Genomic DNA, 22,349 nt, shown 5'->3' on the forward strand with positions numbered 1-22,349 from the left:
TTATCACTATAATTTTTCATCGTCAATTGGCACAGAAAAGCGAATCCTCAGTAACGAAGCAAATTTAACGATCAGCGTTCTTTGACATCAACGGAAACAAACACCAAAACACAGCATTTATTATGCTTTTTAATAACAACTACCATCTTCGAGAGAAAGCAGATTTTCCTCGAAAACAAAGCAAATTTTTATTAATTAAATTAGTTATTTAACCATTATATTTAAAATAATCATTATGAAAACAACAGTTTTTGAAACAGGTCAATTATGTACTACAATAGGCATTTACAACGCAATGAAAGATTATCCGCAATTTGCTATTTTTTGTCAAAACGCATTGAACAAACATAAAAGTCAGGATTGGGGAGATTTGGGAGAAGAAGATAAAGAAATCAATAACGAATCTTTAAAAAATGATGAAAGAATTTTAAGCAGATACGATCTTCCCAATAACTCTAATTTTCCCGATCAGGAAAAGATTTATATAATTACTGAATGGAATAGAAGTCTCACAACTATTTTATTTCCTTCCGAATATTAAATTAGTTATATAACTAATATATTTAAAATAATCATTATGGATAACACAGTTTTAAACTTACAAGATTATAAAGGTTTAGTTTGCCATCACAAGGCGACAGAATCTTTTATGATTGTGCAAAGTGCAACTATTTGCAATGAATCACTACTTTTGAATTGCTTGGTACAGGTAAAAGAAGAGAAAGAAATTTATTTCGCCAATGCTTCTTATTCTCTTAATGAAGTAATACTTACGGATGTATATATTCAAGATGAAATAAGAAAAAGGCAGGAAATAATAGGTGTACAATTAGAACTCTTTTAAAATAAAAATGGTATGATTAATTTCATACCATTTACACCAAATCACAATATAGTATATCTCTAATTGAACAACATATATATTAAATTTATAATAACAAAAATGACATCATGAAATTTAAAAAATCATTTTATTTAATTGCATTATTATTCTCTAATACTTTTTTTTCACAGATTACCTCTAAGGTTGTAGGAATTAAAGACGGAGATACAATTGTCGTTCTGGACGACAACAATAATCAAATTACTTTAAGACTTGCAGAAGTTGATTGCCCTGAAAGCGGTCAACCATTCGGGAAGAATGCCAAACAGTTTACAAGCTCACAAGTTTTTGGTAAAACTGTAAAATATTATCCAACCAATTCAGACCGATACGGCAGAATCGTTGCAAAGGTTTATTATGACGGGAAGTATTTATCTGAGGAAATAATTAAAGCAGGTTTAGGTTGGTGGTACTATCGCTATTCTGATAATAAAAATCTTGGAAAGCTTCAAGACATTGCAAAAAATAAAAAGCTTGGTTTATGGTCACATACTCAGGTAATACCACCGTGGGAATTTAGGAGATCAGAGAAATAGGTGTCAAAGCCTATTACAATAAAATATTCATTAAATTAGTTATATAATGAATATAATTAAAATAATTTATTTAACTTTAACCCATTAAAATCACACAGAATGGAGGGGACAATTTTTATTCGAGGTAATCAGATTACAGAACTTGAAGAAGAGATATTGACAAAGTTTAAAGAAGAAAAATCAATTTCTGCAAATACTAAAGCAATTCAATCTATCATTACAGAGTATGATAAATTGAAAAAAGAGAATATCAGCATGAGATCCAATAATCTTAAACTTAATGAAAAAAATATAGAGCTTGAAGAACAAATAGAGGAATACAAAGAATTCTTTACAACTTTCAATAAATTTCTAAAACCAAAAAAACATGAATGATTCATATCTTGTAATTTTTGAGGTTTTGGTTTTTGAAGAAGTTACAGAAATTTCAGAAATTCAAATTGGAGAAAGATATGTTGGAAATTATTTTCCGCAAGAAAATGAGATTAAATACATCACTAATGAAGATCGGGAACTAATATTTATTCCCGAGGCTGATTGTAAAATTATAGAACGATTCTAAAAACACCTATATGAATGCACCAAAATATGTAAATTTTGAAATCCTGAAATTAGAGGATATAAGAAAAACAGGCTCAACCGTAGCCATCGGAAAGGTTTTAAGAGGTCTTTATTATGAAAGTAGTAATACCGCTTTCTTTTCTGATCAAAATGGTCAGGATTGGACGTTTTATGTTAACGATACCTGCCGAATTATTGAACAATAACAACAAACTCAAAAGTATTAATATGTAAAATCTAACAGGGGAAGAAATAATGCACTTTACAGCACTATTTTGTTACAATTGGGAAAGATCGGATTTTGAGAACGCATTTAAAGACTCACGTTTAGGATGGGATTATTATTGGAATAAGCTACAAGGTAAAATTGAAGACGGAGCAGACCCAGCAGATGCAATTTTATCTACTGTTTTAAATATGGATAATACTCATAAACCGATGCTCTTTGATTATCTTTTTAATAAAAAATATCCCAAAGAAATTGAACAAAAAAGAGAGTGGAAAGAAATTGTAAAGAAACATACTGAAAAGCACAGTAAAAAATAATAAAATTAATATCGGTTTAGTTGCTAACAGATTTTAATCCTGGAGAGCTGAACCGGTTTCAATTTAGTTAGCAAAAGCATGACCTAAAAAGATCTGCAGTTGCAAGATCCGGATTCCGGAAGTTAGCAAAATGGTGTTAAATCACAAATATTAATATAATGGCTTTAATTTCATGTCCTGAATGTCAGAAAAAAATTTCAGATCAATCAACAAGTTGTCCTAATTGTGGATTTCCTTTAAACGAATCTAAAATTATTGTTAAGCGTCCGCAAGGTTGTTTTATGCAAACTTTGAACATTGGCTGTATGATTATACTTATAATAGGAGCAGTCCTTTTTGTGGTAATGGCAATAGGAGCATACGGAGTTAATAAACAAAAGCAAAAAAAAAATGAAATAAATAACGAAAAAATAGAAACTGAAAAATGAAAATAATTAGTATAATCACAGAAAAAGGCGGTGTAGGTAAAACTACAACATCCATACATTTAGGGGCTTCTTTTGCCGAATTGGGGAAGAAGGTTCTTTTAGTAGATTTTGATGAGCAAAGAAACCTTTCTAAAGGTTATAAAATAGAAAAATCGTTTCCGTACAATGTAAAAAACTTTCTTGATAAAACAGGTCAGTTCAGATTAACCCAAAAAATGGAAAGTCTGTATATCCTTTCAGGAAGCAGAGAAATTGTAGCCGATGATTATCAGAGAACAGAATTAAGAGAAAGACTGAATTATTTGAACGAAAAATTTTCGTTTGATATTGTAATTATTGATTGCCCACCCAGTCCATTGAGCGGAAAAATAAAATTAGGTGAAATAGCTTTATCAAGTAGCGACTATGTTATTTCTCCTATCGAGGCAGAAGAATATTCTATTGATGGAATTAATGAATTACTTCCTGAAATATTGAGAATCAAAAAAAATTACAATCCTGATCTTAATTTTTTAGGTTTTTTCTTTAATAAGGTGAATACATGGAGTAGAAGATTTAAGAAATATTCACCATTAGCACACGAAGAAGGGAAAGGCTATTTTCTTAATACAATAGTTAGAATTGACGAGAGTGTTGAAACTGCTAAAAGTGAAGGAAAAACAGTTTTTCAGGTCGCCCCAAAATCAAGAGCAAGTGAAGATTATAAGAACTTGGCAAACGAAATTAATACTAAAATAAATTTATAATGAACGGAAATACATTTCAATTAGACGGATTCGATGATGAATTGAAGAATATCAAAACTGATGAACCTAAAAAACAGGTTTCAGAAGATAGTGAGATTCAAAAAATTTCATTGAATATGTACAAAGATGATTGGGAAGATCTTCTTAGATATCGTACACATGTTATTACCGATCAGAAAAAAGATTTTTCTCAAGCAGAAGCATTTATCTACGGTCTAAAATTACTTGATAAAAAATATAAAATTGAAAGAGGACAGGAAAAAGTTTCTTTGGACAGAGGAAGAAGAGACGTTGACGGTGAAAAACGAGAAAAAAAGTCAAGTTCTATAGATTTACCTTCCGAGTGGTTAGATTTTATTAATGATTTTCTTTATCACAAAAAAATGGTAAAAGGATTTATCAAATATTCGAGATTAGATATGATTTCGGAAATGATCAGCCTGATCAAAAAAGATAATAAAGAAATTCATTGGAATTAAATGTTAGCAAAATAAAGTCCGGTGATTGTCTGCAGAACCCAGAACCGAACTCAATAAGTTAGCAAAATATAAAACAAATAACATGGCTAATAAAAATTACAGATATGAAGCCGTTATAAAGCTTATAGATGGACCTGCAGTCCAATATCACAATATTAATACAGGTCTTAAAAAATTTCATGTTTTTGTAAAAGATAAATATAAAAACGAGTGGATTTTTTGGAAAGCAAGGAGAATTACTACTAAAGAGATTGTAGGCACTTTTACCAACGATACAGACATTCAAATAAAAGCCGTTAGAGTTTATCTTTCAAAACAGAGAAATAAGGGAAATTCTGGTTTTTTTGTGCGTGTCCCATTTTCAAGACATAATGCGACAATAAATAGAAATTTATTTTTTTCCGACAAAATAATTGTTGAAACGACCGATGATTATTTAGTAATAAATGAAGTTATTTTTAATAAAGCTGTAGAAAACGCCATCGTAGAATTAACCGCATACTTCGTTGAAAAAGGTCATAAAGTCGCTTACGGAGAAATTCAGATTTCAGAAATTAGAATTGAAAAGGTATTGATTTCAAAAGGTAAAAATAACGGTACAGAACCAACAGTAGACTATCCATAAAAAAACCCAATCACAATAAATTATGATTAGGCTTTTTGTTGAGATTATTATCTCTTTGCATTACAAATATATGAAAAATTATTAAAATAGATCACAATTTAAAAAAATGAAGAAGAACTTTTTAGATAAAATAAAAGCAATAGAAAATATAGACAGTAAAGAACATAAAATTTCTGCAGATAAAAATATTATCTATTACGATGGGAACAAGCCCAAAAACGTCATTAAAACATTTGAAGCAGGTAAAGACAAGCCGGAATATGTAAACCTGTCTAATTTGCTTTATAATGATATATTTAAGGATTCTTTAGACTTAATTAATGCACCTATTGAAGCTATCAGAGTTATTTTTATTCTGATTCATCAATCAAAGTCCGTAAGCTTCAATCAACCTCGTGCGCCTTATACACCTTCTTTGTTTGAAGAAGAGTTTTTAACAAAAGATAATACTTTTGCCAGCTTTGACATTCCGACAGGGCTTATTTCGCCTTCAAGAGATACAAAGAGAATAGAAAAAGCTTTACTTCTACTAATGCAAAATACTATCAGATCTGTTGTCTCAAAAAACTCAAAAAATGAAGATGTTAAAAGTTTAATATCATTTATAGAAAAACCAAAATTTACAAGGGGTAGAGTATATTTAGAAGTTAGTAGTTATTGGTTAGAAAAGATGGCTAATATAGAGCATTACAACCCTATAATTTTTGACTTAGCATATAATATTCCTAATACTCAGCATATATTTTTCGCTATTTGGCTTCGTTCTATTCCTATGTATCAAGAAGCTGTTTTTAAAAAGGAAACTTACAAAAGTTGGACACAAATTAATATTGACACCTTACGTCAAAAATTTGGTTTGGATGGGAAGGATAGAGATTATATAAGTGAAAAGTTTTTAAAACCTATTCAGGCAAAACTTTTTGAGTTTAATGATAGAAGCTTTGCGTTTCAATATGATAAAGGTAGCTATTATATTACTGCCTTAGACGTTAAATCAAATAAAGTAATAGGGAATTTAAAACCTGAAAACACCTATAAAGTCAAAGTAAAATATTCGATTAATTATTTACAGCGTAGGCATAAAGTTGACAAAGATAGTTTGGAACATATTGAGACAATTTATTTAAACAGCGTTTTAGATAAAGAGTTAATGGAGGATGCCTATAATAACTTGAAAAAAGTTATAAAAAAGGAAGAAATGAAAATGACTGACATTACAGGGCTTAAATTTTTAGCAAGATGGCAGGAAGAAATTCAAAAGAGTTATGAAAAAACCTCCAATTTCAAGAATTTTCCGAAAGGATATCCTAAAGTTATTACCTCAGAATAATGCTGAATGTTTGGTGTGTTTTATTAAAATCATGTTTTTTTACAGAATACTTTGCTGAATGTTTGAAGTTTTTTTGCTGAATGTTTGGTGTGCAATTGCTGAATGTTTGGTGTAAAGTATAACTTTTTCTTAAAATGTGTTAAAATATTTAATAGTTTGCTGAATGTTTGAGGTATAACTCAATATTTTTAGAAGCTTTCCAATGCTATGAATACAAAAGGCTTACAGCTTCCCGTAAAAGTGATTTTTTTGTGCTGAATGTTTGGTGTGATAATTAGCCTTTTTTGCTGAATGTTTGAAGTGTATTTGCTGAATGTATGGAGTTTATTTGCTGAATGTATGGTGTCAAAAAACCTGTGAAGCCCCACAAATAAAGGCTTTGCGGTACTCCTAAAAGTTATATATAAAGACATTTTAAAGTTTAATATAAAAGGAAAATTAGTGTATAGATATAAAAAGTCATAGATAATTTAAAAAGTCCAAAGAGATAATAAACTTTATCTTAAATCGAGAGATTTTTTTAATTAGCAAAATTTCAAAGTGAAAACATCTGCAGCTGCAAGAACCAAATAATATAAGTTAGCAAAGTTGCTATCTGTGATTTCATTTTAGAATTAGTTTTGTTAGCAAAACAAAACAAAATTTAATATTTTAAACTTTTTTTTATCTATTTGGAATTTTAGTGGCTGTTTATCCGTTTAATTTTTTAAATTTGAATACAATTATGTTTAAACTTTTTAATACTTTTTCTTCGTCAATTTTGAAAGAGTTTGTAGAGCTGTTACTTGATTATGTTAAGAGAACTAAGGAGAAAAATAATACCAAAAAAAGACAACAAAAGTCTGGATGATTTTTTAGAAAAAAAGTCACGAAAATTTTACCTTGAAAATCATTTTGAAAAAAATCCGCTCTTTAAATATCTTTATTTTTTAAGATTAAAAGGAGCCGATCTTAATACTTTTTTTGATGAAATAATATCACAAAATAAAAACAAATGAAAAAAATAATAATGTTATCAGTATTGACACTATTTATCATATATACAATAGTATCATTATTTGTAGAAATACCTAAAGTGTTTAATAATATTTTCTATGCAATCGTAACTGTTTTTGCTGTTTATTTTGCAATATTTTATTCTGAAATTGGAAGAGGCATTAAAGAAAAATTTCAAGAAAATAACAATAAAATTAATGCTCAAAATTCTGATAAAACCAATTAGAGATTATTAAAAAAAATACTATAATTTTATTAAATTCACAACACTTAAATTTTATTATTTAAGTGTTTTTTTTTGCTGAATGCTTGGTGTGTTTTAAAAGCATATCAATTTTTAATTTTCAGAATTTTAGATTTTAAAGTAAAGCCAAAATCTATTTTACTTAGATTTCAATAGTTTTAATCTATCGAACTCAGAGCGTAGAAATAAGTTCTATTGGTAGCTATTATTCACTTTCGACAATTAAAATATTTTTAATTTCCGGGAGAATTTTTTTTAATCTCTTTGGACTTTTTTAATTATTTATCCTCGAGAAATCGGGTATCGCATGGCGAAGCCATGCTCGAAATATCACACGCGAAGCGGATGCATATTAGAGAAGCAAGAGGAAACCACGATTTAAAAAATAGTGGTTTATATCTGATTGGTTTATAGTGTATTATATTTATTTGTCTTTTAATCAGTATACTTTTAGTATACTATGGTATATTTTATTTTGTTAAAAATGTTATAAACTTCTATATTTTAGCATTTTAAAAGTATATTTGTAGTAGTAAAATATTTCTACCATGCTCAAAAACACTATCAAATTATCTGATGATACTAAAGATCTTTTAGATGAAATTCAAGCTAAATTCAGCCTAAAAACTTATGATACAACCGTTAAAGCCTGTTCACAATTTATAATCAGAAATGAAATTAATTTACGGGAAGATTATTTTGGAGATTATAGAAAAGGATTAGTTGATCTTGAAAATAGAATATTCGCAAAGTTTAAAGAGCATCAGGATAAAATAATAGATGATAATAAATCAGTCCGTAAATGGATGGGTGGAATTGAAAAAGATTATTTAAAACCATTAAAGGATAAAATAGGAACTTTAGATAGGATTAACGATTTTGAAATTAATAAAATTATTGAAGATAAAAACAATAATACTAAAATAGAAAATCCTTTAAATTCACATTTAAACATTCCTTCTAACCCTGTAATGAGCGAACAGGGAAATACCGAAAAACTGAAAAATGAACTGTCTCAAAAAGATGAAAAATTTAGAGAGCTTTATAATAGATCAGAAGTACAAAAACAAGCACTGTTTAAGATTTTTAACAACGCAAAAATTGAAACCGGAGGGATGCTTTCAAAGGAAAGAATTATCATTAATTTGACTGCCGAAGAGTGGGAAGAACTAAAAAAAGCACAGTAAAATGCACGTTAAAATTGTTTCTCATGATGCTAAAAAGTCTCATTCTGCATCTAATATTATGCAGTATTTAGATAAAGAAAATGAGAAAGAAAAATTAAAAAATGAGCATCTAATTTTAGATGGAAAAGAAGAGGAAATCAACCCAAATTCTGTCGAATATTTTTTCAATCAAGATTATAATCCACTTGATTTAAATGATCCAAATTCTAAAATAAATGTATTTGAAGCTGCGGAAAACTTAGACAAAAATAGAGGCACTCAAAGTCTAAATTCCAGCAATTTTTATATGTTGAATATTAGCCCAAGTCAGCAGGAATTGGAACACATGGAGAAGATAGCCATTGACGAGCTAACAAATCGGGGTTTGGTCTTTGACGATATCCAAAATGATGAAACTGCGTTAGAGTTTTACAACGAGCAAAAAGACCAATTAATGAAGCTTCAATTAAAGCTTTTTACTCAGGAAGTAATGGAAAAATATGCTTTGCAAATGGATAGAGAGATTTATGCAAATCAAGATGCAATCCCTTCCGATGCAGAAAGAAAATTGATGAAACCTGAAATTGAAAAGAGGTTTGAAATGTTTTTGGAAGAAAAAGGGATTAAGAGTGAAGTTCTGCAACCGGAGATCAGTTATCAAGAAATAAGCAAGTTTAATTTAAAACAAGAATATCCACACGGTAAAATTTTCACATTTTATTCTTCTGAAATAGATAAACAGGTAGACTTATTCGTTCCGGAGGGAAAATATAAAATTGAAAATGATCAGCTTTTTATTAATGAAGAATATTATTCTGATAAGTATAATACAATTGTTGAAAGAGAAAATTTTAGAAATGAGAAAATAGAAATAAAGGGCACATCATCTAAAAGTTCTGATTATTTTACAGATTATATAAAAGAAGATAAAGTAAATATTACGCATCAATGGGATGAGTTTGATAAGGAACTTAAACTTTATTTTGAAAATAACGAAATACAAATGCGTGACGGAGTTTGCTTCATTCCTGAAAGTACCTATAACAATAAGCTTTACGATGCAAAAAGTCAATTTTTAAGTAAAGAGTTTGCTGATATAAAAAAATCCATTCAGGAGAAAAATTTAAATAAAGCAGGATTTGATATTGCAAAAGGTGTTGATGAAAACGGAAAAGAATATTATTTAAATCCCGATAAAATTCCATCAAAGGATGATCTGAGAAAAATCAATATTAAGACTTCTGTAGATTTTAATAATTACCTCGTTGAGAACAAATATCTACCGAAGAAAGAGAGTTTTAAAATTTCAGATTGGGACACTAAAAAATCTATAGATGCAGAAGTTCTGGCAGAAAGTGAGAAAGCCAAATTATTAAAGATTAATGATGAAAGATTGTCGGAACCGGTTCAGGTTTGGGTTGGTAATTTTGCCATCGTTGATAAAGAATCTAAAGAACTTTTAAAAGATGAAAACGGAAAAATAACAATTTTAGCAGATTTCTACGAACATAAAATTGAGGAAATTTTAAAATTAGAAACTGAAAACAAATTAGAATTCATTGATTTTAGAGAGATTGAAAGTCAAAAATCAAAATTTGTTAAAAATGAAGAAAGTATCTCGTTTACTTTTAATGATAAAGGCTTAAAAGACCCTTTACAATTTAATGTACGTTCCGAAGAACTCACAATTTCAGAAAATGGCGGCTATACAATGGAAAGGCATCTTTTTGAGCATAAATATGAAAAACATTTAGTAGATCAGGCACAGAAGCAATTTTCTAAGGAATTTGAAAAAATATCAGATTCAGTTAATAAAGAAATGTTGGATTCTAAAGATTTCCAAAAAGATAAAGAAATAGAACAACGTTTCAAGAATTTTTTAGTAGAAAAAAATATTCTTCAGGAGCAATATAAGGACGATAATTTTAAAGTTGATGCAAAGGTATTGGAGACAAAAGATAAGTCTACCTACATAGCCTATAAGTCTGAAAAAAGCCCCGAAGAAATAAGGCTTTGGGTAAATAATAATACAATCAGTAAATCAGATAAAGACGTTGTTCATTTTAAAAACGAAGCTGAGATTACTAAAATTTTAGAAAAAGCAGTACAGAGAGATACTGATCGTAAACAGCTTGTTGAAATTAGTTATTCAAAATTAGAGACTGAGGATAAAAAACATAAAGAAGAAACATATAAAAATTTCAATTTTTATAAAGAAGTTACAGGCTTAAATGAGCCTGTGAAGATTTCCTTTAAAGAATCAGATCTAAAACAGGATGGAGATAAATTTTTTATTGAGAAGCATAAGCTTGATTATAAAATGGAAAATGCCGTAAAATTTGGGATTACAAAAGAGTTCGGCAATGTAAAGGATGATATTAAAAATGAAGTTTGGAAGGAAAAAGGTTTTGACACGACAAAAAGAAAGATTACAGGAAAAGACTTATTGTATTACGCTAAAATAACACCAACTTACAATTTTACAATGGGATTGTAATACAGAATTATTAACTTTTGTAACTTTAAGTTAATATTTTTACTATTCTAATTTGAAAGGCTGGTTAATTAACCAGCCTTTCTTTTTTTATAAATAAAATAAAAAGTCCAAAGAAATAATAAGTCTTAATTGTTAGCAAAATGAGCATCAAAAAAGATCTGCAGCTGCAAGATCTGAACTCAGTAAGTTAGCAAAATGATTTCCCTGGTTTTCTTTCCGGAGTTGTTTTTGTTAGCTAAACTATTAATTTGGTAAATCATTTTTTCACATATACTATTGAACCTTTCGGCACAAGCGAGGTTGTGAATTGAGGATTTGCAAATTTTAATAATTCGTAGTTAAAATTCTTTCCTAAAGCTTCTAACGTTGTAGTTTCATTTACTTTAATAATCTGCATATCATGAAAAGAATATCGGAAATAGGAAGGTGTGATATTATGGTATTTATAGAAATTAAAAAGATAATTAACAGCAATGAATGAAGGAACATAAGCTTGTGTTTCTTTCGGTAAAAATGGTCTGACTTTCCAATAATTTTTACTTCCTGCTTTTTTAATAGCTTTTCTTACATTACCTGCGCCACAGTTATAAGCCGAAATAGCAAGATTCCAATCTCCTAATTGAAGATATAAATCTTTCAAATATCGTACTGCAGAATCGGTATTTCCAACAGGATCATAAAAAATATTTACATAATCGTTTTTCCTGATTCCATATTCAGAACCCGTTGCTGGCATAAACTGCCATAGCCCTTTTGCTCCTGCCCATGACCCGGCTCTGGGATTTAATGCACTTTCTACAACAGCCAAATATTTCAATTCTAAAGGCATCCCGTATTGTGCCAATTTTTTTTCAAACAAAGGAAAATAATAAGCTGAGAGGCCTATTATTTTTCCATACCATCTATAGGATAAATATTTTCTAACGTAAGTGTAGGTTACGTCATTGTAGTCGATAGGAAGAGGTGTATTAACATTCAAGTATTGGAATCTTTCTTTAAATGTAGATTCTTCTAAAGTCTCGTTTATTTCATTATCATGCCCTAAACTATTTATATAATCTTCATTATATTTTATGAATGTTTCTTGTGCTTTAGAGGCAATAGGAATCATTAATAAGCAGAGTATGATTTTAAATTGTATCATACACAAATTTAATAATTTAAGCTGTTTTTCCAAGACAAAAAGTTTAAAATATTAAACTTTTTAAAACTAAAAATCCCCGTTATATACGAGGATTAAAAACTAATAACCATGAAACGCAAGTCTCCTTGCCTACCATATATTGTGAAATTCTGCATTTAAAACAGAAATAGTAGTATTTATTTCAGTGAAATTATTAATAGTCATTAATAAAATCTTTATAATTTTTTACGTCAGTCCAAAACTCATGACATTCATCTATAATTCTTTTTTCAAAACTTTTGTCTTTCTTTAAGCTTTCCCAATTATCACCATAAATTTCCTCACATAATTTATAAAAGCCGTCACCTTGCTCCTTATCATTTGCTTTATGGATAACCAAAGCACTTATTAAAGGTCTTTCGTTATCATATTCATGTAATGAAATATCTCCCAACCACTCACCAATAAGTTTTCTATCTAAACTGTTGTCAAAATTTAAATTTAACTGTAATTGATTATTTAATTCAGTATAGGTACAGGTTCATCTTGTTCTTGCAACCTCGATCAGCTGTTTTCTAATTTCGTGTAACATTATATTGAATTGTGTTTAATTTAGTTTTAAAATCAGTACTTAAAATTGATATGCTGCAAGAACTTGAAAAGAAATTTTAATTCCAAAAATGTTCATTATTATTCATGGTTAAGAGTTTTTAAATTTACTGATTAGGCTTGCCAAGCTCGTCGTTCTATTGATTTCATCGTGAGGAATAAGTAAATAGAACCAAGGCTTTTTATCATTTTCAAGATTGTAGTCTGAGGCATATTTGCAGTAGATAACTGCAGCATCTGCTTTTTGTTTTACATCGGTATCCTGCATTTTGTCTTTGCTCTTTGGCTCAATCATATAAATCGCATCCTCGGTTTCTACAACAAAATCGGGCTCGTAACGTTTGGAGTTATTGTCCCAATAAATGTGAAATTGGTTTGCTGCAGGGCGTAACCACTTTACAACTTTGGAATCATTTTCTAAAATGTAGGCTAGATCTTTTTCTGTATTTGAATCGAATTTATACTCAAAATGACAGGCTTTTTCAAAACCTGAGTACGCATATTTAGGAACTAGACTAACTGGACTTACAACATCTCTGTAATCTTTAACACCATTGCTTGCTAAAACGGAAAAATTATGAGAAAGTATCTTAGTGAAAGGTAAAACATTTGGCTTTTCATAATTGCTGTATTCTATTTTGAAATGCTTTTTCATTTGGAGATAGATACGTTCGGCAATCGTTCTCTTAAACTGAAAAATTGCTTTCTTAACTTCTTTTTCTTCCGTATTACTTCCTTCTATTGCAGTGTATGCTTGCGTTGCTAATTTATTTAGAAGTTCTGCATTATCATCATAATCGACATCTGAAAAATTGAGCAGTTCTACGATAATCATATTCGTAGGATTGCCATAATTACCACTTGAAGTCGCACGTAAAGTCTCAACTTCTTTTTGATTGGCTAAACTTACGCGGATAATTTCTTCTTCTAACGCTTTGAATTGGAATCCTGATAATTCTAAATCAAAATCTTCGAAGTAAGCGTGTGCATCTCCCTGCACCAAATCCATACGAGGAATTTCGATGATCTGCGATTTATAACCCGAGACTACTTTTTCATAAATTGCTTCGGCTTCTTTAACGATTTCGTCTGCAAATAAATTTCCTTGCCCTTGATTAAAATTTGCTCTAATCTTCTCTATAACCACTGCCTTGGCTGCTGGTTTATCAAAATCTTCAACTTTTTTGATTTCGGGCACAGTATTTAATGTAGGTAGAACCGAGATAATGGCTTTCTTGGCATCTACTTGATTTTGTGCTGTTTGTTTTTCCTGTACATCAACAATCGCATTTACCTTCGTTTGTTCTTGTTCTATTTCTTTATCCGTTTTGGATACTGAAGTTGTTGCAACCGTTTTTTCTTTTACTTCGTTTTCATCAAATTCTACATAAGAAAGTTTGTTTAAAATAGAGTCCGGATTTTGTGCTTCCGCTATCACAGAATCAAAATTGTCGTGTGCAATTACAGTCAATTTATCGATATTGGGTTCTCCTGTTCTTTTACCACCGAAAGGCAAACGTAAACCACGACCAATGGTTTGTTCGATTAAAACACTGGCGTTGGCTGCACGCAATGGTACAATGGTATATAAATTCGAAACATCCCAACCTTCTTTGAGCATATTGACGTGAATAACAATTTCAATCTCATTGTCAGTACTTTCCAGTGAAACAAATAGTTGCTCAATTTCTTCATCCTTTTTGGTTGAACTGTCTATTTGCAATACTTTTCCAATGAATTGCCCACTGTAAAATGATGTGGAATTGATTAAATCAAACACGGCTTTAGCGTGCGTAATATCTTTACACACAACTAAAACAAAAGGCTTCACTAATTTCTGCTCATTGTTTAAAGCATATATTTCTAAATCTGTCTTTGTCTGCTGATGAATAGAAATAGCATCTTCCAGTTTTACATGCTCTACTTCTTCAGCACTTTTTCCTTTGGGATCATAGTTTTTCCTTTTCGCTATGTTCGGATTTTTCACATATAAACCGTCGGCTAACGCTTTGGCTAAAGTATATTCATACACAATATTCTTAAACGACTTTCCTTTTTCGTCGGTTGGTGTAGCAGTCAATTCGATACCTAAAACAGGATTTAGCTCATCAATTGCTTTTTTGGAAGCATCCGCGTGGTAACGGTGCGCTTCATCCATTAATACTACCAAATCATCTAAATTTGATAAAAATTTCCAGTATGATTCTCCCAAATATTCTGACAGACGTTTCATTTTTGGAGCTAGTGCAACCCCACCAGATCTTGAACCTTTGTTATCTGAATTGAATTTTGAAATATTGAAAATATTGATTCTGATTTCAGATTCCATGTACAATGCACCTTGCTGCGCATAGTTGTCTCCGGTAATAATTACAGGACGATTATGTACAAATTCTGAAATACCATTGAATACATATTTTGAATATGCAGGATCTCCAAAATCTTTGATCAACTTTTCGTAAATCGTTAAGTTGGGAGCCAGAATAAAGAAATTTTTAACACCTTTTGCTAAATACAAATATGAAATAATTGCTCCCATCAAACGTGTTTTTCCTACACCGGTTGCGATGTTGTGAGTAACCGATGGAAAGGCTCTCTGGAAATCGGTGCAAGAAGGGTAAACTGCGTTAATCTTTTGTAAATCCTCTTCTACAGTAGTATCTTTTTTGTTCTTATTGAGGGGAATTTGATCTGCAATATTCGCTGTGATTTCTAAAGCTTCTGCCAATGGCAAACGAAGTGACAGTCTCTGTTTAATCTGATTGAGTATATTTTGATTCATGGTTAATCAAATAATGTTTTTTTGTTTTGGTCTTCTGGTTGAGTATTGGTGTCTTCAGCTTCATCACTCCAGTCTTCTTCATCGTTATTTTGTGATTCGTCTTGTGGTAGGTTGACGATATTTAAACTATAATCGTCTTTGCCAAACTCGCAACGGTCTAACAGAAGCTGCGGGATTTTTTTGATAGTAATATTGCTATACTTAGTTTTGCACTCTGCTTGAAAGGCTTTGCAGCAAATTAAAAGACTTTCGCCCTCCTGCATATCTTCGGCAATAGCTTCCAACTGTTGCACCGTCATAAACTGCGTAGTGGTGAAAATAAAATCTTGCTCCGAGGAAAATCCTTGCTTCCAGAATTGTGTTTCACTGGGGTTGTAAGTAAAACCTTCCTGTTTTGCCATTGCTGCTGCTAACATATCGGGATTGTATTCATCAGACATTATCCAATGATCGAATCTATCTTTTTTCAGAAGGCTTGGTGCTAAGTTATAAAACTTAAAACCGCCACCTCCTTGCCAATTCACATCATCACTTATGCCTATTCTGTCTGAATTATCCACAACCATTTTTAATCTTGGTAAAGTGTGAGTGATAGAATGTTCACCAAGTTCAACCCCAATCCATCTTCTATTCATTTTGTGAGCTACAGCAGCAGTAGTACCAGACCCCAAGAAAGAATCTAAAATCAAATCATCTTCCTCTGTAGCAATTTGCAGTATTTTCTTGATGAGTTTTTCAGGCTTAGGAGTGCCAAACCATTCCGCTTTTGACATATCCGGGAAAAGTTTCTTTTGCTCATATTTCGCTTGTCTATTGTGACCTGTTTCTTCAAGATCCGCCCATAAAGAAGAGGGAGGCAATCCTCTACTATCGGACAAATAAGTACGCCTTTTAATATTCGTAAAATCTTTATTAAAATAAATTTCGCCAGATTGCATTTTTTCCTTTAAAGTTTCTTTACTCCATCGCCAGCCATTTTTTGGAGGTTTTATTTTTGTTCCTATTGGTGTTTCGATTTCAAATACAAGATTCTCTCTGTATGCAGGTGATGAAATAGGATTTCCGTCAAACCAAGGACCTCTGGGGTCATTATCTGGATTTTTAAAATGTTTTGATTGAGATTCTTTTGGAAGTAGCTTTTTTGAAAGCCAGTTAGGACTTTTACTATATACTAAAATTGTGTTATGATCTATCGAAAACTGTTTTGCATCATTATTAGAATTATCACTAGATTTCCAAATTATTCCTTGAACAAAATTTTGCCTTCCAAATATTTCATCACACAAAACTTTGCAGTAGTGAACTTCGTTATCATCTAAAGTAATCCAAATTGTACCATCTTTAGACAACAACTTATATAACATTTTTAGTCTGGAGCTCATCAAACTTAACCACAAAGAATGTTCTATTCCATCATCATAATGTTCAAAGGCATTACCTGTATTATAAGGAGGATCAATATAAATACACTTTACTTTGCCTGCATAATCTTGCTCCAAAGCTTTTAAAGCTAAAAGATTGTCGCCATATATAAGCATATTTTCCGTGTTGGAGTCGCCGTAAGAATACTCAGGATTTTCTATGAGAATACGTGGTTCCAGCTTGGGTTCTTCGCCTTTGCCAATCCAGGTTAATTCTAATTTTTGTAAGTTTTTATTTTGAGCCATGTTTGTTATGGTATTTTGCTTTTTCTAATAATTATTTTACTGCTAAGGATTAAGTCATTCTTTCCTAAGTTTGTCTAAAGTTTGTCTAAAATGAATAAAGTTTATCTAAAATTGCACGTATATATTATTTAGATAAAAACAATATCCAGATTGGCTTTCTAGTGGAACCCTTATTAGCAATAGATTTGTCCTTATTGTGCATTGCGTAAATTAAATTTCTCAATTTATTTTTCTTTTGGGATTCATCTAAAACCTGAGAAAGTTTATCTAAAATCAGTTTATCTATATCTTCTTTAGTTGCTTTACCGTATTCTTTTATAAAATCAAGTATCAATTTTTTATAATACGCATCATCAAAGCCTCTGTTCTTAATATAATCTGCTTTAGAATTGGTTGCTTCGGCAATATGAGAAGCGATGTACATATTGGGAAATCTCCCCTCAACCAAATTATTTCGTTTCAAAAGCCTTGCAGCATCTTGAGAAATGGGTTGTTTCTTTTGTACCTTATCCAGAAGAATGATTTCTGTTGTCGTTAAGTCATTTTTCTTTTCTATAAGTAGTTTAGAATAATTTTCATCAATTGAATTTCCATAAATCTCCAATATAACTTCTGAATTTGTAGAATTAATATAATCTGGTAATGGGAAGTATCTTTCTTTTTGGCTTTTCAGCATTCTATAGATACCATAACCCATAGAATCGATCATATTCAGATTGACCATTGCTTCCACGAGCCACTTATTACGATAATGCTTTGGTGTTTTCTCCCCTAAAAAATAATCTTCTGCATTGCCTTCAAAAAATCTTCCAGCATTTTCAAAAATAAGCTTGTTGATTTTTTCTGTGACAATAATTCTGGAGTTTAAACTATAATCCTGGTGGGCGATACAGTTGTTGAGCGCCTCCAAAATACTTTCGTTATCATATTTAGGTACTTCAACAGAAATGAGTTGATTGGTAGGAAAGAATTTATAATTTACATTCCTTATTTTGGCTAAAACTTCATTTACTGACAAAAATAAAGGCATAGAAAAATGCTCATAAGCTTTTTCTTCCGTGTCCAGTTTCCAAGTAATCTGCGCCACCTTAGGAGATAATAAATGAGCTGCTTCAGTTTTTCCCAATAAAATTAAAGCAGTATTGGTTACTTTACCATGGATGGTTACTTTAAGCTTATCCAGAAATACAGCATCCGACCAATTGTCTATATCTGCATAAAATGGTTTGTTTTTATTTTTTTCTTTATAAATGGAGCGAGCTTTTTGAAGGGCAAATTCATCTAAGTCATCAATAGTTGCATCCTTTACAATTTCTGATGACCAGTCTTTATGAGAATTTAAAATATAGCGTAAATGATCAGGATATTTTTTTAGCTCTACCAAACTTGATGAGATTCTAATCCATGCTTCATTTTCAAATGAAACAGGTACATTAAGTGCTGCGGGAATTTTGAAAATCTCCAATGTTTTACCGTAGTAATCACAGATGAAATGTTCGAAATTGATGGATGGATTTAAGCTTCTGCGAATGTAAAAGTCCAATTCGCCGCCTTTTTCTTTTCTTGAATTGTATTTGAAATTTGTACCTAGTATATTTAATGTATCGTCCTCCACCCCGAAAACGAGATATGAAAACTGTACATTACAAAAATTAGCAGCATTGGAAAGACCAGAAATGTACCTTCCTAATCTTTGATTATCGGTTGCATCTCCTTTCTTGAATTCGAGCCACTCCAACTCCTTACCTTGCTGCAGCAAGTCGTCGAGCAACAAAATTAAATCATCATTTGACATCCTAAATAATTTTCCAATTTATAGTAAATAATTCTTTTTCCGTGATCTTTTGATTTAGTCTTTCCTCAATATCTGAAAGTAAATTTTCTTTTCTTGAATCAATTTCATCCTGAGCGGCAAAAAGTCTTTGTCTTTTGTTACTTCTCTTTTTTTCTAAATCTTTCACATCGCGCTGTAATCTGATTTTAGCTTCTAACTGCATTGTTCGCTTCGATTCTCCTTTTTTCAATTTTATTTCAGCATCCAAGTCTTTGATTTCTTTCTCCAGACTGATTTTCATATCATCAGCCCATTGATCCAGCTTGTCCATTTCGGTATCAAAAAACTGAAAATTTCTAGCAGCATTTTCATTGATGACTTCTTGTTTGTTAGCAAACGCTATTTCGTTTAATTTTACAGCGATCTCTTCGTGTACAAACGTATCATTAATAACCTGAGCATCAATAGAAAAAAACCTTTTTGCCATATCTGAACTGATTGCTACACCATCGTCTGTGAAACAAGAGAACACCAAATATTCTTCATTTTCAAAAGAATCAACGTTAAGGTATTGCAATGACATCCAACCAGATTTTCCAATGAATTGTTCTAAATATGAAATTTTGGTAGCCGTATTATTATAGTCAAAGTATACTACTGAGGGTTTTGTTTCTCTATTCTTACATTCGGAAATAATTTTTTGAGCCAAAGTATGGCCAATCCGGTAAATATTGGTGTCATCCGGAATGGTCTTATCCAATTTTCTACCCCTGTCATCGGATTTTAACACCATATAAGGACCCGAGTGAATATGCTCTTTTGGGAATGGGTTTTCGAGGAGTCTGAAAGTATAGTTTTCATCAAATACTGCCTTTCCCTGAAGAAAATATTGGGTTAATTTCCATAATTTTTCTTCGAAAATGGATAAATTCTGAGTAGTCTCGTATAAATCCTGTTTCAGTTTCTCCCGAACTTCTTCGTCAAAGTTTTCCAGCAAAGTAGTTTTTGCTTCTTGGATTCTCTCTGAAATTTGAAGTCTTAAGTCATCTTGTAAATCATCAAATGCTTGCTTTATTTCTTCATTGGTCCTGCAATTTTGATAAATGGTGGCGATTCGCTTTTCAAAATCAACACCATTTCCAATGGAGCCTAAAACTTCATCGCTTGCTCCAAAAACACCATCAAATAATTGGAATTTTTGGTCAAGTAATTCATACACACGTACATCTGCTTGATTTTTTCGATTGAGGAAGTTAATAACAACCACATCATGTTTTTGACCATAACGATGACAACGTCCGATTCTCTGTTCAATTCTTTGCGGATTCCAAGGTAAATCGAAATTGACCACAAGCGAACAAAATTGAAGATTAATACCTTCAGCAGCAGCTTCAGTAGCAATCATAATTGTTGATTTGTTTTTAAAATCCTCTACGAGTGCGGCTCGCTTATCTGCTGTTGGAGAACCAGTAATCTTATCAGAATCCTTATTTACTTCTAGCCATTTTTTATATATTTCTTTTGACTTCGCATCATTGTTCACACCGTTGAATAATACCACTTCATCTCGATATCCTCTAGCTTCCAAAACTTGATATAAAAAGTCTTGTGTACGTCGGCTTTCTGTAAAAATCAAAGCTTTTTTGTTAGCACCTAACCTCTCTAATTCTTTGAACCCTTTTTCTAAAGCAACAAACAACTGTTCGGCTTTAGAGTTCTTTTTGATTTTATGTGCTAATGACCTATAGCTTTTTAGATCTTCAATTTCTTCCTCTATATTTGATAAATCTTCAGGAGAATACAATATTTGGTTGCTCTCATCTTCATGTTCATTATCTTCGTCATTATCAATCCACTCTTCAGCGATTTCATCGGCAATTTCGAAATCTTCATCAATTTCTGAAAAAAGATCTTTTCTCTGTTCTTTATTTAAAATAGCTTCTAGTTTTTTCACCAAAGAATCTAAGGTTCCATATATAGCAAATGAAGAAGATGCCAATAATTTCCGTAAAATCAAAGTCATCAATTGTCTTTGACTATTGGGTAAAGCGTATAATTTTGGACGCTGTAAATAAGAAGAAACATCTTCATACAATTGATGCTCTTCATCAGAAGGTATAAATTCTTCACAGATAGGAACACGGTCGGTATAGTTTATATATTCTAAAACTTGTCTACGCAAAGTTCTGTGACATATAGGTGCTATACGATTTCGTAAGGACAAATAATCATTTTCATCTACAATTCTTGAATATTGCGCTTTAAAACTTTTTAAATCGCCAAATATATAGTCATCAATAATAGATACCAAACCGTATAATTCCAATATTGAATTTTGAAGCGGAGTTGCTGTCAGTAAAACTTTTTTATAAGGATATAAAGCATCCTTGATAGCATTAGAGGTTTTATTACTTGGTTTGTAAACATTTCTTAATCGATGAGCTTCATCAATGATTACCAAATCCCATTTAGTTTGGTTGATATAAGCTGCTTTTGTTTTTGCAAACTGGTAGGAGCAAATAATAATTTGGTCTTTCTGAATAAAAGGATTTAAATTTCCATTCTTAATCTCATTGTTAAAAGATTTACTTTCTAATATTACTGATGGAAGAAAAAATTTGTCAATAAGTTCTTGATTCCACTGCTTTCGAAGATTTGAAGGTGCAATAATCAACAAATTTCTACTGTGTTCAGCCCACTGTTGCGACAATATTATACCAGCCTCTATCGTTTTACCAAGCCCAACTTCGTCAGCTAGGATAGCTCCTTTTGAAAGCGGAGATTTGAAAGCAAATAGTGCAGCATCCACCTGATGTGGATTTAAATCTACTTGAGCATCTTGTAGTGAAGCAGTAAATTTTCCTAAACTATTCGAAGGCTGTTTTCTAGTTAAATCGTACGCAATATACTTTGCATGGAAATCTGTGAAGCTCATTAGTTAGTCTAAACATTAGTAATCGATAAATATAATAAAAGCAAACAGAGGAAAAAAACGGTAAACCGCATATTGCCATATATTTTAGTCTTTTTCTTATATTTTCTTTTGACTGGAAAAGCATCTAAATGAGAAAAGCTATAAATAAGATAGTTTCGTAAAACGGTCATATTTTGTCTGACTAAACTAAGAACTTTGTTATCAAAATATAAAAAGTGAATGTTCTAAACCTGAATAAATTCAAAATACGATCTGCTTTCATTAAGTCTTTATTTGTTGTAGATGCAGAAGATCCTGCAGCCACGACATTGAAGATTAATGAAGAATTATTTTTTCAAAAGCTTGGTGCTTTCCTGCCTTTTTTTGAGTGGGAAAAAGACTTAAATAATCTCTTGTGCATTTATCTGGAATCGAATGCGGAT

The 22,349-nt window shown here is 31.0% G+C and carries 21 protein-coding genes; 15 read left to right on the plus strand and 6 right to left on the minus strand.

The window, feature by feature from the left end:
* The first annotated feature begins 235 nt into the window (after positions 1 to 235).
* The 15 genes from BUC06_RS21675 to BUC06_RS21750 all read left to right on the plus strand — a co-directional run bounded on the left by BUC06_RS21675 (position 236) and on the right by BUC06_RS21750 (position 11,037).
* Positions 236 to 541: a hypothetical protein gene (locus tag BUC06_RS21675; RefSeq protein ID WP_073336459.1), complete on the plus strand. Its 306-nt coding sequence runs from the start codon at positions 236 to 238 to the stop codon at positions 539 to 541.
* A gap of 36 nt (positions 542 to 577) precedes the next feature.
* Entirely contained in the window at positions 578 to 844 is a 267-nt protein-coding gene (locus BUC06_RS21680) for a hypothetical protein (protein WP_073336461.1), read from the plus strand.
* A gap of 107 nt (positions 845 to 951) precedes the next feature.
* Positions 952 to 1,419 carry a thermonuclease family protein gene (locus BUC06_RS21685; RefSeq protein ID WP_073336463.1) on the plus strand — a complete coding sequence of 156 codons (468 nt, stop codon included), beginning with the start codon at positions 952 to 954 and terminating at the stop codon, positions 1,417 to 1,419.
* 99 nt (positions 1,420 to 1,518) lie between these two features.
* Positions 1,519 to 1,794, plus strand: a complete 276-nt coding sequence (locus tag BUC06_RS21690) for a guided entry of tail-anchored proteins factor 1 (protein ID WP_073336465.1) — start codon at positions 1,519 to 1,521, stop codon at positions 1,792 to 1,794.
* Entirely contained in the window at positions 1,787 to 1,981 is a 195-nt protein-coding gene (locus BUC06_RS21695) for a hypothetical protein (RefSeq protein WP_073336467.1), read from the plus strand. The genes BUC06_RS21690 and BUC06_RS21695 overlap by 8 nt, the downstream gene beginning before the upstream one ends.
* Positions 1,982 to 1,991: 10 nt before the next feature.
* Positions 1,992 to 2,186 carry a hypothetical protein gene (locus tag BUC06_RS21700; RefSeq protein WP_073336469.1) on the plus strand — a complete coding sequence of 65 codons (195 nt, stop codon included), beginning with the start codon at positions 1,992 to 1,994 and terminating at the stop codon, positions 2,184 to 2,186.
* 49 nt (positions 2,187 to 2,235) lie between these two features.
* Positions 2,236 to 2,526 carry a hypothetical protein gene (locus BUC06_RS21705; RefSeq protein WP_073336471.1) on the plus strand — a complete coding sequence of 97 codons (291 nt, stop codon included), beginning with the start codon at positions 2,236 to 2,238 and terminating at the stop codon, positions 2,524 to 2,526.
* A gap of 158 nt (positions 2,527 to 2,684) precedes the next feature.
* The gene (locus BUC06_RS21710) at positions 2,685 to 2,954 is read left to right on the plus strand and encodes a zinc-ribbon domain-containing protein (RefSeq protein ID WP_073336473.1); all 270 of its coding nucleotides are present in this window, start codon (positions 2,685 to 2,687) and stop codon (positions 2,952 to 2,954) included.
* Positions 2,951 to 3,700, plus strand: a complete 750-nt coding sequence (locus tag BUC06_RS21715; protein WP_073336475.1) for a ParA family protein — start codon at positions 2,951 to 2,953, stop codon at positions 3,698 to 3,700. Before BUC06_RS21710 ends, BUC06_RS21715 begins: the two co-directional genes overlap by 4 nt.
* A complete protein-coding gene (locus BUC06_RS21720) occupies positions 3,700 to 4,179 on the plus strand; it encodes a hypothetical protein (protein WP_073336477.1) in 480 nt (159 codons plus the stop codon). The genes BUC06_RS21715 and BUC06_RS21720 overlap by 1 nt, the downstream gene beginning before the upstream one ends.
* 82 nt (positions 4,180 to 4,261) lie before the next feature.
* A complete protein-coding gene (locus BUC06_RS21725; protein WP_139263420.1) occupies positions 4,262 to 4,804 on the plus strand; it encodes a hypothetical protein in 543 nt (180 codons plus the stop codon).
* A 106-nt stretch (positions 4,805 to 4,910) separates the two neighbouring features.
* Positions 4,911 to 6,134, plus strand: a complete 1,224-nt coding sequence (locus BUC06_RS21730; protein ID WP_073336481.1) for a hypothetical protein — start codon at positions 4,911 to 4,913, stop codon at positions 6,132 to 6,134.
* 994 nt (positions 6,135 to 7,128) lie between these two features.
* A complete protein-coding gene (locus BUC06_RS21740) occupies positions 7,129 to 7,356 on the plus strand; it encodes a hypothetical protein (RefSeq protein WP_073336485.1) in 228 nt (75 codons plus the stop codon).
* Between the two features lie 566 nt (positions 7,357 to 7,922).
* Positions 7,923 to 8,561, plus strand: coding sequence for a hypothetical protein (locus BUC06_RS21745; protein ID WP_073336486.1), 639 nt, complete (start codon positions 7,923 to 7,925; stop codon positions 8,559 to 8,561).
* Position 8,562: 1 nt separating this feature from the next.
* Positions 8,563 to 11,037 carry a DUF5712 family protein gene (locus tag BUC06_RS21750; protein WP_073336488.1) on the plus strand — a complete coding sequence of 825 codons (2,475 nt, stop codon included), beginning with the start codon at positions 8,563 to 8,565 and terminating at the stop codon, positions 11,035 to 11,037.
* Between the two features lie 256 nt (positions 11,038 to 11,293).
* Here BUC06_RS21750 and BUC06_RS21755 read toward each other — a convergent pair whose 3' ends face one another.
* From BUC06_RS21755 to BUC06_RS21780, 6 genes are all read right to left on the minus strand, one after another.
* Positions 11,294 to 12,214, minus strand: a complete 921-nt coding sequence (locus BUC06_RS21755; RefSeq protein ID WP_139263421.1) for a lytic transglycosylase domain-containing protein — start codon at positions 12,212 to 12,214, stop codon at positions 11,294 to 11,296.
* 160 nt (positions 12,215 to 12,374) lie between these two features.
* On the minus strand, positions 12,375 to 12,614 hold the full coding sequence (locus BUC06_RS23425) for a hypothetical protein (RefSeq protein WP_083564157.1): 240 nt from the start codon (positions 12,612 to 12,614) through the stop codon (positions 12,375 to 12,377).
* A gap of 246 nt (positions 12,615 to 12,860) precedes the next feature.
* On the minus strand, positions 12,861 to 15,551 hold the full coding sequence (locus tag BUC06_RS21765) for a DEAD/DEAH box helicase (RefSeq protein WP_073336492.1): 2,691 nt from the start codon (positions 15,549 to 15,551) through the stop codon (positions 12,861 to 12,863).
* Positions 15,552 to 15,553: 2 nt separating this feature from the next.
* The gene (locus BUC06_RS21770) at positions 15,554 to 17,218 is read right to left on the minus strand and encodes a site-specific DNA-methyltransferase (RefSeq protein ID WP_073336495.1); all 1,665 of its coding nucleotides are present in this window, start codon (positions 17,216 to 17,218) and stop codon (positions 15,554 to 15,556) included.
* Between the two features lie 124 nt (positions 17,219 to 17,342).
* Entirely contained in the window at positions 17,343 to 19,013 is a 1,671-nt protein-coding gene (locus BUC06_RS21775; protein ID WP_073336497.1) for an RNA-binding domain-containing protein, read from the minus strand.
* 1 nt (position 19,014) lies between these two features.
* A complete protein-coding gene (locus BUC06_RS21780) occupies positions 19,015 to 21,927 on the minus strand; it encodes an SNF2-related protein (RefSeq protein WP_073336502.1) in 2,913 nt (970 codons plus the stop codon).
* Positions 21,928 to 22,349: the final 422 nt, after the last annotated feature.

This window comes from Chryseobacterium carnipullorum (assembly GCF_900142785.1).
In the GTDB taxonomy this organism is placed as follows: domain Bacteria; phylum Bacteroidota; class Bacteroidia; order Flavobacteriales; family Weeksellaceae; genus Chryseobacterium; species Chryseobacterium carnipullorum.

What these genes read in the sequence shown, in the direction of transcription:
- BUC06_RS21675 (WP_073336459.1), top strand. Translation starts at nt 236, where the DNA reads ATGAAAACAACAGTTTTTGAAACAGGTCAATTATGTACTACAATAGGC.
- BUC06_RS21680 (WP_073336461.1), top strand. Translation starts at nt 578, where the DNA reads ATGGATAACACAGTTTTAAACTTACAAGATTATAAAGGTTTAGTTTGC.
- BUC06_RS21685 (WP_073336463.1), top strand. Translation starts at nt 952, where the DNA reads ATGAAATTTAAAAAATCATTTTATTTAATTGCATTATTATTCTCTAAT.
- BUC06_RS21690 (WP_073336465.1), top strand. Translation starts at nt 1,519, where the DNA reads ATGGAGGGGACAATTTTTATTCGAGGTAATCAGATTACAGAACTTGAA.
- BUC06_RS21695 (WP_073336467.1), top strand. Translation starts at nt 1,787, where the DNA reads ATGAATGATTCATATCTTGTAATTTTTGAGGTTTTGGTTTTTGAAGAA.
- BUC06_RS21700 (WP_073336469.1), top strand. Translation starts at nt 1,992, where the DNA reads ATGAATGCACCAAAATATGTAAATTTTGAAATCCTGAAATTAGAGGAT.
- BUC06_RS21705 (WP_073336471.1), top strand. Translation starts at nt 2,236, where the DNA reads ATGCACTTTACAGCACTATTTTGTTACAATTGGGAAAGATCGGATTTT.
- BUC06_RS21710 (WP_073336473.1), top strand. Translation starts at nt 2,685, where the DNA reads ATGGCTTTAATTTCATGTCCTGAATGTCAGAAAAAAATTTCAGATCAA.
- BUC06_RS21715 (WP_073336475.1), top strand. Translation starts at nt 2,951, where the DNA reads ATGAAAATAATTAGTATAATCACAGAAAAAGGCGGTGTAGGTAAAACT.
- BUC06_RS21720 (WP_073336477.1), top strand. Translation starts at nt 3,700, where the DNA reads ATGAACGGAAATACATTTCAATTAGACGGATTCGATGATGAATTGAAG.
- BUC06_RS21725 (WP_139263420.1), top strand. Translation starts at nt 4,262, where the DNA reads ATGGCTAATAAAAATTACAGATATGAAGCCGTTATAAAGCTTATAGAT.
- BUC06_RS21730 (WP_073336481.1), top strand. Translation starts at nt 4,911, where the DNA reads ATGAAGAAGAACTTTTTAGATAAAATAAAAGCAATAGAAAATATAGAC.
- BUC06_RS21740 (WP_073336485.1), top strand. Translation starts at nt 7,129, where the DNA reads ATGAAAAAAATAATAATGTTATCAGTATTGACACTATTTATCATATAT.
- BUC06_RS21745 (WP_073336486.1), top strand. Translation starts at nt 7,923, where the DNA reads ATGCTCAAAAACACTATCAAATTATCTGATGATACTAAAGATCTTTTA.
- BUC06_RS21750 (WP_073336488.1), top strand. Translation starts at nt 8,563, where the DNA reads ATGCACGTTAAAATTGTTTCTCATGATGCTAAAAAGTCTCATTCTGCA.
- BUC06_RS21765 (WP_073336492.1), bottom strand. Translation starts at nt 15,551, where the DNA reads ATGAATCAAAATATACTCAATCAGATTAAACAGAGACTGTCACTTCGT.
- BUC06_RS21770 (WP_073336495.1), bottom strand. Translation starts at nt 17,218, where the DNA reads ATGGCTCAAAATAAAAACTTACAAAAATTAGAATTAACCTGGATTGGC.
- BUC06_RS21775 (WP_073336497.1), bottom strand. Translation starts at nt 19,013, where the DNA reads ATGTCAAATGATGATTTAATTTTGTTGCTCGACGACTTGCTGCAGCAA.
- BUC06_RS21780 (WP_073336502.1), bottom strand. Translation starts at nt 21,927, where the DNA reads ATGAGCTTCACAGATTTCCATGCAAAGTATATTGCGTACGATTTAACT.